The sequence below is a fragment of the Acetitomaculum ruminis DSM 5522 genome (genome assembly GCF_900112085.1).
Classification (GTDB): Bacteria; Bacillota; Clostridia; order Lachnospirales; family Lachnospiraceae; genus Acetitomaculum; species Acetitomaculum ruminis.
The window spans coordinates 47,139-64,060 of the sequence record NZ_FOJY01000016.1 but is presented as its reverse complement, the minus strand read 5'-3'; the positions used below and the strand labels follow the sequence as shown (position 1 = coordinate 64,060).

Annotated in this window: 9 protein-coding genes; 2 read left to right on the top strand and 7 right to left on the bottom strand. The window is 34.6% G+C overall.

Annotation, left to right across the window (positions count from 1 at the left end; translation table 11 throughout):
* Positions 1–14: 14 nt before the first annotated feature.
* Positions 15–5,594, bottom strand: coding sequence for a leucine-rich repeat protein (locus tag BM153_RS10585; RefSeq protein WP_092873520.1), 5,580 nt, complete (start codon positions 5,592–5,594; stop codon positions 15–17).
* Between the two features lie 396 nt (positions 5,595–5,990).
* Between BM153_RS10585 and BM153_RS10580 the strand changes: the two genes are divergently transcribed.
* On the top strand, positions 5,991–6,944 hold the full coding sequence (locus BM153_RS10580) for a DMT family transporter (protein ID WP_092873518.1): 954 nt from the start codon (positions 5,991–5,993) through the stop codon (positions 6,942–6,944).
* 38 nt (positions 6,945–6,982) lie between these two features.
* Here BM153_RS10580 and BM153_RS10575 read toward each other — a convergent pair whose 3' ends face one another.
* The 5 genes from BM153_RS10575 to BM153_RS10555 all read right to left on the bottom strand — a co-directional run bounded on the left by BM153_RS10575 (position 6,983) and on the right by BM153_RS10555 (position 13,956).
* Positions 6,983–8,008, bottom strand: a complete 1,026-nt coding sequence (locus BM153_RS10575) for a DUF5688 family protein (protein WP_092873516.1) — start codon at positions 8,006–8,008, stop codon at positions 6,983–6,985.
* A gap of 159 nt (positions 8,009–8,167) precedes the next feature.
* On the bottom strand, positions 8,168–8,827 hold the full coding sequence (gene aat, locus BM153_RS10570; RefSeq protein WP_092873514.1) for a leucyl/phenylalanyl-tRNA--protein transferase: 660 nt from the start codon (positions 8,825–8,827) through the stop codon (positions 8,168–8,170).
* A gap of 32 nt (positions 8,828–8,859) precedes the next feature.
* The gene (locus BM153_RS10565; RefSeq protein ID WP_092873512.1) at positions 8,860–11,064 is read right to left on the bottom strand and encodes an AAA family ATPase; all 2,205 of its coding nucleotides are present in this window, start codon (positions 11,062–11,064) and stop codon (positions 8,860–8,862) included.
* Between the two features lies 1 nt (position 11,065).
* Positions 11,066–11,365: an ATP-dependent Clp protease adaptor ClpS gene (locus BM153_RS10560; protein WP_092873510.1), complete on the bottom strand. Its 300-nt coding sequence runs from the start codon at positions 11,363–11,365 to the stop codon at positions 11,066–11,068.
* Between the two features lie 125 nt (positions 11,366–11,490).
* A complete protein-coding gene (locus BM153_RS10555; RefSeq protein WP_092873508.1) occupies positions 11,491–13,956 on the bottom strand; it encodes an amidohydrolase family protein in 2,466 nt (821 codons plus the stop codon).
* Positions 13,957–14,366: 410 nt separating this feature from the next.
* Here BM153_RS10555 and BM153_RS10550 point away from each other — a divergent pair, with 410 nt between their 5' ends.
* On the top strand, positions 14,367–14,891 hold the full coding sequence (locus BM153_RS10550) for an FmdE family protein (protein ID WP_092873506.1): 525 nt from the start codon (positions 14,367–14,369) through the stop codon (positions 14,889–14,891).
* 93 nt (positions 14,892–14,984) lie between these two features.
* Here BM153_RS10550 and BM153_RS10545 read toward each other — a convergent pair whose 3' ends face one another.
* Positions 14,985–16,754 (bottom strand): ammonium transporter, encoded by a 1,770-nt coding sequence (locus BM153_RS10545; RefSeq protein ID WP_092873504.1) that lies wholly within the window; start codon positions 16,752–16,754, stop codon positions 14,985–14,987.
* Positions 16,755–16,922 lie beyond the last annotated feature (168 nt).

Sequence of the window (16,922 nt, the reverse complement as noted above, 5' to 3'; positions counted from 1 at the left end):
TTTAAGCTATAATTTTATTTTTTTGCTGTAAAAGCCTTTTTTGCTGACCATTTTCCGTAAACCTTTGTTTTATCTATTACCTTGTAAGTTCTTACTCTTACATAGTATTTCTTATTGTTTTTAAGTTTTGAAAGAGTCTTTTTAACTTCACTTGCTTTTACTAAAATATTTCTGGTTTCAAATTTCTTTGCTGTTTTAAAACTTGAACTTAATGAATATTGAATTTCATATCCGCTTACACCTGAAACTTTCTTCCATTGTATGCTTGCTCTGTTTCCTTTTAATATGGAAACCTTTGTAAGATTTACCTTTTTGGCTTTTGCTCTTTTAATGAGTGTATTCTTTTGATTTCTGTCTTTTACAGCCTGATTATAAAGCTTAACTGCTGCATTATAAGCTGAATCAGCCTTATTTTTAGCTTCTGTAACCTTGTTTAGCTGTGTAGTGGCATTCACTAAAAGATTATTTGCTATTGTATTTAATTCATTGGCCTTTTCTTCATTTTCTTTAGTTACAAGCTTCAATAAAGCTTCGGCAGCATTTTTTGCACTTTGAGCAGCTTCTTTATAAACTTTAGCCTTTGAAAGGGCATTTTTTTCTGCCTTAACTGCCTTTAATGCCAGTTGTTTATAATTAGCTGCTGATTTTACTGCCGCATCACCTGCTGTTTTAACCTTCTTTTGTGCCTCAGATTTGGCCTTGTTAGCATTATTAACTGCCTGATTTGCTGATTTTATGGCATCCTGCGCAATATCTTTTGAAGCAAGAGTAAGCTCATATGCACTGTTTGCCAGCTCTAGGGCTTCATTGTTTAATTGTTCTGTGGTTTTAATCTTGTCAATAGCTTCCTTTGCATCTGATAAGATTTTTTCTACTTCTTCTTCCTCTGTGGCAGCATCAATACTATTAAGAGCTGTATTAATAATTTCTTCAACCTTAGCAGCCTGTTCTTTTAAGTACTTACTTAAATCAGCATAACTGCCTATTTCAGTTTTAGCTTCATCTTTTATAACTACAAGCTCTTCAGCATTATATTGAGCATCAGTCTTTAGCTTATCAATAGAGTTTTTCGCACTTTCTAAGGCTACAGCTACGGCTTTGTGAGTTGAAGCTGCGTTAATGGCTTCTTTTGCATTTTTAACTATGCTTTTGATTTTTTCTATTTCTTCTATTCTGTAGTCATCATAGTTATAATAATTTTCAAGTTCTGTAATGGCATTTTTCTTTGCCTCATTTACAACATACTCTTCATCCTCTATTGTGAAATCATCCGTATAATGGAATATTATCTGGTCACCGTCTTCAATGTACTTAGCATTTACACCTACTCCCGGATAACTGCCGTTTACAATATACATCCATCCGGAATTTTGTCCATTATCAAATTCCCCTAACTCAATACCGTTAAAGGTTACTGAATGTACATAATCTCCGGTGTTATTCTTGCTGTTAAAAACAATATTGGAATGTTTTTCCATTACTACAGCCATAAGATCCCATACGGTTTTGTTTTCTGGAATTTCATATTCCTCATCTTCAAGCCAGATTTTTAAATTTCTCTTGCTGTAGGTATGAATATTTTCATCTTCTTCACTTCCACCGTGAATATCATCTCCGTAAACCACGAAATGAACCTTAATAGTTTTTACTGCAGGTTTTACTACGGTAACTGTTACATTAAGACTAAGCCCATTGTAATTAAGAGTAACAATTTGCTGTCCTTTTGTATTTTTATCATATCCTTTAACAGTGATATCTTTTACAGGAATATCTTTTACTGTTCCGTCACTGACATATCCTTTAACAACAGCTCCGCTTAAGTCAAAGTCTTCACCGGTGGTATATTCTTTCTTGTAATCTCCGGATATTTCTAATTTGTAAATAACAGGACTATCACTTAATTTTGGTGCGTTTTCACCCTGAACCCAGTTGTGAGAGCTGTATTCACCTTCATTTAAGGCATTTACCAGACTTCCATTTGTTAAGATTTCTTTAGTTACCTGCTTTGTAAGCTTATTTGCATCTGCACCTAACGGGTCATCATTTCTGTTATGGTTGATTCTCCAGGAACATCCGTAAACCTCAGGGCATCCGGCTGCTGTATTTTCAGTGCTAAAGTAAATTACTCCCTGAGTATTTTCATGGGAAGCCTTTGTATCCACATATAAAACTGAACCAATTCCTTTTTGGGCACCACAATCAACTGTGAAATAGTTATTGTCCACATTAGTATAAATATTAAGGGATTTAATGTAGGAAATAATTCCTCCCATGTGGGCATTTTCTTTTGTTGCAGTAAGCTTTCCATAGAAAACATTGTTACAGATGTATCCAATACCGTTTGACCAGCATTGAGAAATTACCGGTTCTGCGCCAATAATACCTGCTACATAGTCATTTCCACTGATATTTCCATCACTGTAGCAGTTTCTAATATCCGCACATCTGGTATTTGGGGCTGAACCATCCGGATAACCGGCACCTGTGATACCTCCTGCGTAATCACCTGTTGCTATTACATTTCCATGGAAACTGCTGTTGGTAATAACAAAATCGCCCATGGCCTGGCCTTTTCTTCCTGTAAGACCTCCTACATAGTTTCTACCATAAACATCAGCATAACTTACTGAATTTGTAATATGTCCGTTAAATCTTCCACCAAAGGAACCTACTGCTGTAAGAGTATCCCTGGCTGTAGGGGCATTTGCCTCTGCATCGTATCCAATTTTTACATTTTTTTCTACAGTACAGTTTGTAATGTTAATAAGGTTCATTCCTGATGCGTATCCATCAGCAAAACCGCTTTCTTTAATAACTGTTCCTGATTTTATGGTAACATTGTTTACCTCTAAAGTAGAAGGTACCCCTGAGCCATATATATCTGCACTGTCTTCTGTGCCGTAATCTATAACATAATTATTTAATAATCCACTACTTTTTATGTATTCACCATAGATATTTAAATTTTTAACCTGGGCGGTTCTTGCATAATTAAGAAGTGGCAAACCTCCTTTAGCTATTGTAAGGGTATGATTTGCACCATCTATACATCCGCTAAAGGCTAACATATCTTTTCCGGAATTTGCGCTGGTTTTTCCTTCTTTTAAAGCGCCGATTGGTTCCCAGTTTTCATCAAGGCTTATGTCATTTGCAAAGGCGAAGTAAACTCCGCTAAGATTATTTCCAGCTTTAACCTGGCTTGAAATAAGATTTAAATCCTCCTGAGATTTAAGTAAAAACGGATTTTTCTCAGTTCCTTCCCCTTCAAGTCCTGCCATTTTAACGGTAATGGTTACAGGTTCTGATACAACAACCTTAGCTGCATATCCGTTTACCACCCTGACTATGGAAACATAGTAAAAGTTAGTTCCCACATCTTTGGTATCCGGAGTGCAAGAAGCAGTAAGTCCGTCCTGGCTAAGTATTGTTTTTACAACAACTCCGCCTTCGTTGCTGTTTTTATCATTTTTAAACCATGTAAAGCAAAATTGCTCATTTTCTCCTTCTTTAGCCAGTGAATTTACTGTAACTGACAAGTTTTCAGGTGTATCATTTTGTGCATAATTATTTGAAGCAGATATTGAAGAAACTGTTGCTTTTTCAAGGTTTTCATCAGTTCCCTTATAGCCATAAATCCATAGGGCATTATTAATATCATCTTTTGCAGTTTTAACTGTAATATCGCTTTTTTGTCCCGCATAGTATACATAGCTTAGATTAGTGCTTCCTTTAAAACCGTTGGTATCAATGATTTTAACGCTTAAAGGAAGGTATATGCTTCTTAAGGAAGTACAGTTTAAGAAAAGTGAAGATGCTATAGTGGACATATTTTCCGGTAATCTTACTTCACTTAAACTGCTGCAATTAGCAAATACATGAGTTCCGGTACTTGTTACACTATCAGGTATATATACCTTTTTTAAATTTCCACAACCATTAAAAGTATTCTTTTGAAGTTGTGTAATATTTGCAGGAATGGTTACTTCTAAAATTCCACTGTTTGAAAAGGAATTTTGTGAGATTTCTTTAAGGGAATCCGGAAGATTTACCTTTTGCATATTTGTACAGCTGTCAAAAGCGTAAGTATCTATGGTTTCAAGTCCATCAGGAAGTACCGCTTGTGTAAGAAAATTGTACTGGAATGCATGAGTTCCGATTTTCTTTACAGTAGCAGGAATTACAACTTTTCCCTCTGATTTTGTGGCAAGAATTACTTCAGTCTTGTTTTTATCCATTAATAAGCCGTTTTCAAAGATAAAGCTTTCACTTTTCTCATCTACTACAATTTTTTCAAGAGAAATGCTCTTTCTGAAGTTGTAAGCGATAAACGACTTCATACTGGCAGGTATTTCTATTGTCTTTAAATTTGCACAATCATCAAAGGTCATATATGAGGCATTTGAGCTGGCATAACCTTGAACACTGTAACATCCTTCTGAAAATATTACCTTTTCAAGCTGATTGCATTTTGCAAAGGCATAAGTTGCAATACCGGTATTTTTGTCTTCTTTATTAGCTTCGCAGGTAACATTAGCCGGAATGGTAATTTCTTCAAGCCCTGATGCCTTAAAGGCTGAACCGCTTATTTTTTTAAGGCTTTCAGGAAGCTTAATGCTTTTAAGTGCAGCACAGTTTTCAAAAGCACTGCTTTCTATTTCTGTAATACCTTCTTTAATTGTTACATTTTTTAGTGCTGCACATCCTGTAAATTCCTTTGTAGGAATGGCATTTGAATTAATTGTAGCTGTTTCAAGAGCGATACAACCGGAAAAAAGTCCTGTAGTTCTTGCGGTAGTTACATAGGTAGCATTGTCAGCATCTATTACTACTTCTTTAAGTTTTGTACAATTACAGTAGGCATCGTTTCCTATGGAGGTTACAGACTTTGGAATTGTAACTTTTTCAAAACCACATCCCTTAAAAGCTGTATCTCCAATGGTTTCAATTTCACCTTCTGTAATTACTTCAAAAAGAGCGCTACAACCACTAAATAAGTTTTTTGAAATTTCTTTTATGCCTGAAGGCAATGTAACTGTCTCTAATGCGCTACATCCGTTAAAAAGTCCTTCCGGAAGGCTTGTTAAAGTTTTTGGAATTGTAACTTTGGTAAGACTTTTACAACTATCAAAAGCATTTTTTCCGATAGTGCTTATATTTTCAGTAATTTCAAATTCTGTAATTCCGGAATTTCTAAAAGCATATGTTCCGATAGTTGTTACTGTATCGGATAAAGTTACTTTAGTAAGATTTTTTAAATCATTAAAGGCATAGCTTCCAATAGAGTTTACTCCACCTGTAATTACTACTTCTTTAATATCTTCCAGATTTCCATACCAAGGTGCCCTTTTTGAGGACATATTAGCGTAGCTGTTCATATCTCCGCTTCCTGTTATGGTAAGAACTCCATCTTCACTAATTGAATAGGTAAGTCCCTCGCCACAGGTGTTTTCTGTTTGCTCTTTAGCATTTATGACCTGGGAATCTGCCGGCGATGCCAATGTAATGTTTTTTGCATTTGGACTTAGCATCAGTCCCAAAACCATAAAAAGACTAAGAATGGCAAATCTTATAGTCTTGTTATTTAAGATTTTCATTATTAATAATATTCCTTTCCCGGGAAAACTCCCGAATTATAAACTTACCCAAGTATTATGTAAGGCCCTTGGGTTTTAGCCTGTTAAAAATTTATTATTATTCATTTCTCCCCTTGAATAATAAATAAGCATTATTTATTTTTTACACCACTCCTTATTTTTAGTCTAAAGACAAGATTTTTATGACAAAAAAAGAAAAAAACTCTAATAAGCATTATATCATATTATACTCAAATTTTAGTTGTTTTTATTGATAAAAATAAAGTTTTGTATAATTTTTTTCTTAAGTTGTTTAGATAATTTATTATTTATTTAAATTAATGATTTTTCTTTTTGACAAAATTGTTGTAAGATAGGTGTCAGTCACTAATAAAAAATTTTTAAACGGAGATAAAAATGGAAAGACAGATAAAGGGCAGCTTATTGCTTTTAACCACAGCTATTATATGGGGACTTGCCTTTGTAGCCCAAAGTAAGGGTATGGATTATATAGGTCCTTTCACCTACAATATGGCAAGGCATTTCATAGCATTTTTTGTTATGATTCCCATAGTTGTTTTTTTTAGAAAAAAATCTTTAAAGGATAATCCAAAAAACAAAGAAGAAATTGCCATTATGAATAAAAATTCCCTTATGGGAGGAGTTTTTTGCGGTATTGTTCTTGGTTTTGCAGGAGCTTTTCAGCAAATCGGTCTTACAATGACTACAGCAGGAAAGACAGGATTTATCTCAGCTTTGTATATTGTAATAGTTCCCATACTTGGAATATTTCTTAAAAAGCCTCTTCAAAAATCCATTGTTTTTTGCCTGTTTTTAGCAATTACCGGATTTTATTTATTATGCGTAAAGGAAGGCTTTGATATCTCACCGGGAGATGTTTTATGTCTTTTTTGCGCCATTGGTTTTTCTTTTCATATTCTCATAGTGGACCATTATTCCTTAAAAAGTCTGGACGGGGTTTTAATGAGCTGTGTGCAGTTTTTAATAGCAGGTATTATTTCAGCCATATTGACATTTATTTTTGAAAATCCTTCTATTTCATCTATATGGGATGCCAAACTTACAATCCTTTATGCAGCAATACTTTCCAGCTGCTTAGGTTACACTTTCCAGATTATTGGCCAGGGCTTTACCCCACCTGCCATCGCTACTTTAATTATGAGTCTGGAATCAGTTTTTGCAGCCTTATTTGGTGCAATTTTCCTTAAGGAAAGCCTAAGTCCTAAGGAACTGGCAGGATGTGTTTTAGTATTCGTAGCAGTTATTCTGGCTCAGCTTCCTTTACCAAAGGCAAAAAAGATATTTTCTATTTTTAATAAAAAGGGCTGTTTAAAGATAAAAAATCGCTAAAAAAACGGGTAAGAAGCTTTTATACTTCTTTACCCGTTTTATTCTTCTACTTCATAAAGCATTTTTTCCTTGGAATCAAATCTGTAAATCTTCCTGGAAAGTACTTCATCTAGTTCTTCTTCATATCTGTTTTCAATTACTTTTTTTATTTCATCCAGTTTTTTGGGACCATCTACAGGATAGATTCTAAATTCATATTCATCAGCAAATACAACATAAAAATCACCACCTGCAAATTCCATGAGTTTTTCCTGAATCCCCGGATAGAAGAAGCTTATTGCCCCGTATTCCTGATTAACCGTGGTAAAACGATAATTTTCCTCTTTATCAAAAGTTATTTCCGAACCTATTGACATATAAGCTCCCTGATCATATCTTCGTGGACTGTCATCTATGCACATAAGATGATATTCGCTGTCGGTATACATCCTTGGAAGAGCATTCATATAGGTATTTAACAATGCCGCATGAAAAATCTCATCCTTTGACAGCTTCCAGAATTTCATATATTCCTCTGAAAGAGAATACTTCATGTCCATTTCCAGTTCAGGAAGGTATTCACACATATAAAGCACTATCGCCATGTCACCTATTCTTTTATATATAACATTTGACAGTTTGTTTTTATTATCATCATAATTCACCATTGAAAGCTTTAAATAATCCTTAATCCTGTCATAATCATAAGATTCTCTGATTAATTTTGGAACCTTTGACTCTTCGGTTTTGGCAAATCTTTCATCAATTAATTCTCCTACAACCTTCCAAACCAAATCCCAGCCGTCAATTTCATAGGCTTCAAATAAAAGTTCCAAATCAAATTTCAGCATTATTTTAACACTTTCACTTACTTCTCCAAGATCTACAAAAAAAATATCCCCTATCATGGTGTCAGAATCTGATTTATTACAGACAGAATTATGATTTCGAATCATTTTTCTTTCCTGTTCGTTTTGACCTTTATATCCGTCTGTAAATATTTTATATTCATAATGTCTTTGCTCATATATTGGCGATTCCTCAAACCAAAATGAAAACATATCCAAAAATTCTTCGTAATCCATATTTACACCTCTCCAAATAATAAGAAGCTAAAGGGTTTCTTAATAATATCCTACACTGTATTATTCGGATGCTTTGATTGTTTTTTGTAGAATTTTGGAATTATTTATAAGTCTTTAATATTTATGGTGAAATTAAGATTATTACTAAAAAAAATCTGTTTAAAAAAAACTTCCTATTCCCTTATCCAATAGATTTTTATATTCCTCAAAGGAGATATATTCTCCCCCCATACTTTCAAGGTGTTTTGTGTAAAACTGGCAATCTATCATCTGATAATCCAGCTTTTCAAGTTTTTTTGCCAGAAGAATAAGAGCAAGCTTTGACCCGTTTTCCATATCCGAATACATGCTTTCTCCAAAAAAACATCTTCCAATGGCCACGCCGTAAAGACCTCCTGCCGGCTTATTATCTATAAAGCTTTCTACGCTGGTGGCATATCCTGCTTTAAAAAGCTTATAGTAAGCATCTTCCATGTCATCACCTATCCAGGTACCTTCATTAAATTCTCTTTTTAACCTGCAACGGTGCATTGTTTCCTTAAAATCCCTGTTTATAACTATTTTAGTCTCATGTTTTTTCATGAATTTTTTCATGGAATGGGATATGTGTATTTTAGAAGGTCTTATAATAAACCGCCTGCCGGGACACCACCACATTATTTCATCGCCGGGATTGTACCATGGAAATATTCCGTTACAATAAGCAAGCAAAAGCCTGTCCAGACTCAAATCTCCCCCTATTGCTAAAAGTCCGCTTTCTTCTGCCATTTCCGGTAGGGGAAAGGTGATTTCTTTTTTTGGCAAACGATACACTGGCATACTCTCTATCTCCCCTTTTTATAATCAGTCATTTATTTTTTTACCACAAAGCAATTTTCTTTTACATCAAGAGTCAGGCTTCCTCCCTTTTTAAGGCTTCCAAACAATATGTCATTTACTAAAAGAGTTTTTATCTCATTTTGTATTATTCTATCCATATCTCTGGCACCATACTCCTTACTGGTACCTTTTTTTGAAAGAAGCTCTATGGCCTTTGGGGTATATTTTAACTCCACATTTCTTTTATCAAGAAGGACTGCCAATTCCGAAAGCTTCTTTTTAGCTACCATTTTTCCCATTTTTTCAGTCATGGAAGAAAATACAACAATTTTATTAAGTCTATTTCTAAATTCCGGAGTAAATACTCTTTTAACTTCTTCGGATATTACACTCATGGTTTTATCCTTACTTCCAAAGCCTATAGAGTGACCTCCAAGTTTGCTGGCTCCCGCATTTGAAGTCATTATTATAATAACATTTCTAAAATCTGCCTTTCTTCCCTGATTATCAGTAAGTGTGGCATAGTCCATTACCTGTAAAAGAATATTAAAAATATCAGGATGAGCCTTTTCTATTTCATCAAGCAATAAAACACAAGAGGGATTTTTCCTGATGGACTCCGTTAACAATCCTCCATCTTCATAGCCTACATATCCTGCCGGAGAACCTATAAGTTTGGAAACTGCATGTTTTTCTTCATATTCACTCATATCAAAACGCACAAGTTTTACTCCCAGTTCTTCTGCCAAAGTCTTAGCAATCTCGGTTTTTCCCACACCGGTAGGACCTGCAAATAAAAAGCTTGATAAAGGTTTATTATCTTCTAAAAGTCCGGCCTTGGAAAATTTAATGGCATTTACCACCTGAGTTATTGCTTCATCCTGTCCGAATACTTTTGATAGCATTCTCTTTTCTAAAGTAACTAATCGGTTTTTGTTTGTCTGTTGTGAAGTAGCCTCAATTGGAACACGGCATATTTTTGTGAGGATTTCATTAATAATGTCCTTGCCCACACTTTGAACCTTTTGTTCTAAAGGATGTATTTTTCTGTAGGCTCCTGCCTCGTCTATTAAATCAATGGCCTTATCAGGTAAAAACCTTTCATTGATATATTTTTTGCTCATTTCTACGGCATATTCAAGAACACCTTTTTTATATTTTACTTTGTGATAAGCCTCATATTTTGACTTTAATCCCTGTAAAATTTCTACTGTTTCTTCTACTGAAGGCTCTGTTATTTCAACATTTTGAAAGCGTCTTACAAGACTTTTGTTTTTTTCAAAATATCTCTTATATTCTTCAAAAGTGGTAGCTCCTATAAACCTGATACTGCCCTTTGCAAGATAGGGTTTTAGCATATTTGAGGTATCAAAAGAGCCTTCACCTACTGCTCCGGCTCCTGCAAGATTATGAATCTCATCTATGTAAATAATAGGATTTTCTTCTTTACTTATTTCATCAAGCATTTTCTTTAAACGCTTTTCCAAGTCACCCCGATACTGGGTTCCTGCCAGTAAGCTTCCTAAATCCAAGGCGTAGATTTTTGCACCTTTAAGGGATGAGGGTATCTTGTTTTCATTAATTAATTTTGCCAGACCGTAAGTAATGGCAGTTTTTCCCACTCCGGGTTCTCCAATGTGAATAACATTATTCTTATCTTTTCTGCAAAGAATCTGAATGGTTCTTTCTAACTCATTTTCTCGTCCGATAAGTGGATTAACATTGTCTAAAAGGTCATTAATACAAGGAGCATATTTTTCAAAGCTTCTTTCATTTGATTCTTCTTTTGAAACCTCTGGTGCAATTCCGGAATCATTTCCAGTGAATTCTATAAGTTCTCTTAAAATATCAAGCTCCAAAACCCCCTGCTTTTCCATAAGATAAACTGCATCTGATTCTTCTAATTTCCATATACCGCTTACTAAATGGTCTAAATCCACATAGCCCCTTGAACTTCCCCTTGCCGACTGCTCAGCCATAACAATGGCCTGTCCTGTTTCCAGTGAAAACCGGGATTCTTTGAAATTGTCCGCTACCAGATATTCATCTGCATATTCCTTTAAATCCCTTTCCAATTCATCAACATCACCGCCACAGTTTAAAAAAGCCTCAATAAAAGGTTCTTTTTTACATAAAGCAAGCAAAATTACCTCAGGTGTTATATATTCATATTTATTCTCTCTTGCTATACTAAATGCCAGCTCCAGCACTTCAGAGATTATTCTTGATACATTCATTTTACGCTTCCTCCATTGTTAATTTAAAAGGAAATCCCTCTTGTTTTGCCAGATTTGTGGCGTCATTTATTTTTGTTCTTGCTATATCCAAAGGATAAACTCCCACTACAGCACTTCCTTGTCTATGGACACACATCATAAGATTTTCTGCCTCCAGCTGATTTTTATGGAAAATCTCTATCAGTATCTCAACAACAAAATCCATGGTTGTAAAATCATCATTATGCATTATTACCTTATATCTTTTTGGCTTATGAACCATATCATTAGTTTTTTCTTTTGTCGCACCCTTCGTAGCCATTTATATAAATCTCCTATCATTTAATTATCACTTACTTGTTATAGTTAGTATAATCTACTTACCTTTTAATGGCAATGAGCCAATTAAAGCGGACATCCCACATGCCCGCTTTAAATTTAATCTTTTTATTTTTCTTCAGAAGCTTTAATTATCTTTAAGACTTTCTTACTAAGGCTTTCATTTTCCCCGAAAATGGATACATAGCCTTCTAAGGATTCCGCCTTCGTCTTTAAATTTCTTGATTTTTCCCAAATCAGAATCTTTGCCCTTCCTTTTCCGTTTTTTGCCTCCTGAATTAGATTTGCCCCAGCAGAATTGCCATCAAAAGCAGCTACAATGGAAGGTCTTCTTTCAAATATTTCATAATTAAAGCTTTTATAGATTCCCATTCCCTCCTGTTCCGGGGATACTCTTATAAATACCCCTGCTGCTTCTAATTTTTTCTTTTCCGCCTCTGTAATATGGGAAGGAACCACTGCATATATTTCAAATCTTCCCTTATTATTATCTATAAGATATTTTTCATATCCTGATAATTTATTTCCTATTACAAAAAACACTTCTTCCGGAGGTAAATTATCCATTAATTCTTTTAACAAAGCCAAACCTTCCTCTTTTACTCTTGTAACTCTTTTTTCAGTATTAAAACTTCCTCCCATTAAGATAAGAGGTATTCTGTCCCAGGGAAGTTGTCTGACCTGACTTCTAAGTTCTTTATAACTGTCATATTTTCTGCTTTGATTTATGGATATATCTTCTATTTTTCCTGATTCCTTATCCATTTCTTCCAACAAGGTTTCTTCTATGCTTCTTCCTGCACATAATGTCTGAAAATCCCATTTTTTATCGGAATAGGCCTTTTTAGAAAATTGAATAATTTTTTCTTCAGCATTTCTCATTGCCAGCAAATCCTCATGGGATAATTCCAAAAGTTTTTCCAAAGAAAGCTCCTCATCAATAGAATTTGTTCCATATAAAGCAGCTCCATCAGAACCTTGAACACAGCTGATACCCTGATGTAAATACTGTTTTAGTGGGTGATTTTCCAGTGAATTCAGATTATTTAATCTTACATTTGAGGTAAGCTGAAATTCTAAAACTATATTGTTTTCCTTTAATTCCTTTAAAACCGCCTTACCTTTTTTTGAGCGAAGACTGTAAGTATATAATCCGTGTCCCAGCCTCATTTGTGGCATTTTCTGTCCCGGTTCCAAAGAATCTTTGACGCATTTTATACTATGGGCAATATTATCCTTCTGGCTGTCATTTTCCCCTGCATGAACTCTTATTACAAAGCTTGGATCCTTCTTACAAATCTTTACAATTTCCTTAAATACAGGCTTTAAGGTGATTATGTCATTTATTTCTTCACCTACAAAATCACAACCTGCCACATAAGGATCCATTGCCACTGCCCTAAGTACCTGAACATTCTGGCTTAGGTAGTCGGCTGGGGTTTTCTGGTCTTTAATAATGGTTAGTGGTATTCTTCTCATGGCTGCCAGAAAACGAATCATTACTCCGGTTTCATAAAAAATCTCCGGCATAATGGCATGAACCTCTTCAAGCATCTGTACAGATTCGTATTTTTTTACCAGGGTGGTATCTGCTATTTCCACATAATAAACCCCCTGCTTTTTATAACCTCTGGCTATCCACAAAAGCATGTCCTGATAAATGCTGTTATTACAATAGGCTTTGTTTTCCTTGTCCTTTTGCATCTGATAGAGAGCATTTCTTACATCAATATCAGGAATTACATCTATATATTCCAGAGGAATTTTTTCTTCACTTTCCACTCCTTTGGTAAATACATATCTGTAGATATATACCTTTTCCAAATTGGTAAATACAGCCTGTCCATCCTTTAAAATCACCAGGGAATTTCTGATTTTTGCTATATTTTCTCTGGCATTATTAAGATTATTTAAAATTAAATCCGCAAAATTAATAAAGGTATTATCATCAATTTTCCTGTCAAGATATTTTCCTTTAAGTCCTGAGGAAACAAACTGCTTTTCCACCCTGTGTCTTTGGGAAAAAAGAGGGGCCAACTGTTCATCTGTAAGCTTTAAATTAAGCTTTTTTATGTAATAAAGAGGATATCTTATCTGATGATAAATACCCAGGGCAATTAATATATCTGCTTTTATATTTCCACTCATATGGGTATGAAGATCACTGTGAAACTTCACATCTTTTTTTACATAGGTTCGAAATACTGTTTTTGACAAATCAAGCTTATAATCTCTTGTCTGACTCATTAAGGTTTTTGCAATGGCGGGAATGGAAGCTTTTATATCAACCCTTCCATCTGGAAAAATCTCTGCGGTTTTTATGTTTTTCAATCTGAAAATATAAACTTCTTCATTGTTTCCATCAATAAAACAGGGAATTTCTCCTTTTATACAAAAAAGACCTTCTTCATCCTTAGAAAGTTCCAATCCACATACTCTTGCCAGATTTCTGATGAGATTTCCGCTATGATGATTAGGGGTTTTAAGCCTGAAATACATCCTGTCTTTTTCTTTATAAAGTTCTACAACTATGTCTTTTTCATTATCAAGATAAAAATAATTAAAAAATGTCATCCTTAAAACCTCCGAGGCAATTTTTTACAATCATTTTCTTTCTTTTTCAAGGTTGATATCGACAATTTTGGTTTTTTATGTATGTTTATAAAAATTCATCCCCTAGGGGGACTTACTATGGCTTTTTGCAACTGTTAGAATAAATATCGATTTAATTATTTCTCTATCTAAAACGGCTCCTTTAATTGAGCATTTTCCCTTCTTTCTTTTGCAAGCTCAATTATTTGTAGTGATCATACCGGGTTTAAGTAGATTCAAGCATTTTTATAAAGGAGTCGTTTTAATCTGTTAAGGCAGATTTATACATTTTATTTTACATCATTATTTTTTTTAATTTACGGGATATAGAGCAAAATGCTATATTAAAATTAATATATTATTTACTTTAAAGAGAAGGAAGGATAGAAAAAATGACAGATTACTGGAAAAAATGTGTAGATTTTCACGGACATGAATGTGGAGGCCTGACCATTGGATACAAGGCCGCATTATATGTTATTGATCTTTGGGATGTTAAATTTTCAAAAGATGAAGAACTAGTATGTATCTCTGAAAATGATGCCTGTGGTGTAGATGCAATACAGTCAATCCTTGGCTGTAGCGTAGGAAAGGGAAATCTTCTTTTTCACATGACAGGAAAACAGGCTTTTACCTTCTACGACAGAAATAAAAACAAGGGAATTCGTCTTGTTTTAAAAGAAAAACCTGAAGGTATGACGAGAGAGGAATCTTTCGAGTATTATCAAAAACTTGATCCAAAGGATATGTTTGATGTAAAAGAGCCAAAAATCAAGCTTCCTCAATCCGCCAGAATCTTTGATTCCTTTATTTGCGAAGAATGTGGCGAAAAAGCCGGCAGCAAATGGATAAGGATAGAAAATGGCAAAAAACTTTGTATTGATTGTGCAACAAAGTATGACAGATTTAATATTTAAACAAAGCACCTCCTATTTAATTACATATTTAAAGTCCTTGACAAATATAACACTTTGTCAAGGACTATTAAAAGTAAATCAGAAAACGTCTTTTTATTCAACATCAGCTAAAGCTGCTGCTCCTTCTTCTCCTGTACGAATCTTAACTACATTATCAAGACTGTAAACAAAGATTTTTCCATCTCCAATGTGACCTGTGTAAAGAGCTTTTTTAGCTGCTTCAATAACATCATCAACCGGAATTTTACTTATTACCACTTCAAGTTTAATCTTAGGAAGAAGTGTTGCATCCACTTCAACTCCACGATACATCTCTCCTGAGCCTTTCTGGATACCACAACCCATAACCTGTGTAACTGTCATTCCCGTAACACCAAGGTCATTCATTGCCTTTCTTAATTTATCGTATCTTGATAATTTGGCAATTATTACTACTTTATGAATATTTGAATTTGTGTAAACCGGAGCACTTACCACAGGAACTGCTGCTTTTCTTTGTACCTCAGAAGCAGCCTCATAATCTCCGATTCCCAAATCGGTATTTTCGTTTACTGTCATATTCAAGGTGTTTGATACATCCATGATAGAAAATCCTGAATAAGCAGATGCAAGACCATGTTCAGTAGAATCAAGACCAAGTATTTCTTCTTCTTCACTTACTCTAAGTCCCATTATTTTCTTAATTAATAAAAATGTGGCAGAAATTGCAAGAGCTGTCCAAAGGGCTGTAGAAGCCACTCCTATAAACTGAATGCCTAATAATTTAAATCCGCCGCCATATAAAAGTCCAAGCATTTCATTTCCTGAAGAATCAGCAATTGAATATCCCGGAGCGGTATTTGTTGCAAAAATACCTACTGCCAAAGTTCCCCAGATACCATTTAAACAATGAACTGCAACAGCTCCAACAGGGTCATCTATATGAAGCTTGTAATCTAAGAGCCATACTCCAAAGCATACAAGAAATCCTGCTACAATACCTATAACTATTGAACCAAATACATCTGTAACATCACAAGGTGCTGTTATGGCAACCAATCCTGCTAAAGAAGCATTTAAACACATTGAAATATCCGGTTTTCCGTATTTTACCCAGGTATAAATCATACATGTTACAGTTGCTAAAGCCGGTGCAATGGTAGTTGTTACAAATACTGAACCAAGCTGTTCAACAGATGTGCAGGCTGCACCGTTAAATCCGTACCATCCAAGCCATAAAATAAATACACCTAAAGCTGCTGCTACAAGATTATGTCCTGGAAAAGCATTTACCTTTATTACTTTTCCGTTTTTATCTCTTTCAAATTTACCAATACGAGGACCTAGAATAGCTGCTCCGATTAATGCTGAGATACCTCCAACCATGTGAATACAGTTAGATCCGGCAAAATCATGGAAGCCAATCTGAGAAAGCCATCCACCACCCCATGTCCAGTGAGCTTCAATAGGATATATTAATGCAGATATTACTGCTGAGTATACACAATAGGATAAAAATTTTGTTCTTTCAGCCATTGAGCCTGAAACAATTGTTGCTGTAGTAGCACAAAAAACAAGGTTAAAAACAAAATTGGAATAATCAAAATTTGCATAATTTGAAAACATATCAAATCCAGGTTGTCCGATTATTCCCATCATGTCCTCACCTAACAAAAGGCTAAAACCGATTACAATAAATACCACTGTTCCTATACAAAAATCCATAAGATTTTTCATTATAATATTTCCGGTATTTTTTGCTCTGGTGAAACCTGCTTCACACATTGCAAAACCCGCCTGCATCCAGAATACCAATGCAGCACCTATTAAAAACCACACTCCAAATACTTTTCCATCTATTAGTGCTAATAATTCTTCACTCATACGCTTTTCCTCTCTTTTTTATTAATAAAAAAAGATGCAGGAGAATATCTATGATATACATAGAATCAATGCCCCATTGCATCTTTTATAATGTGAATATATCCTGGCCATTAGATATATAAAAGAAAAAGCGCCTTAGAGTTTTTCTCTAAGACGCCCTTGTCTTCA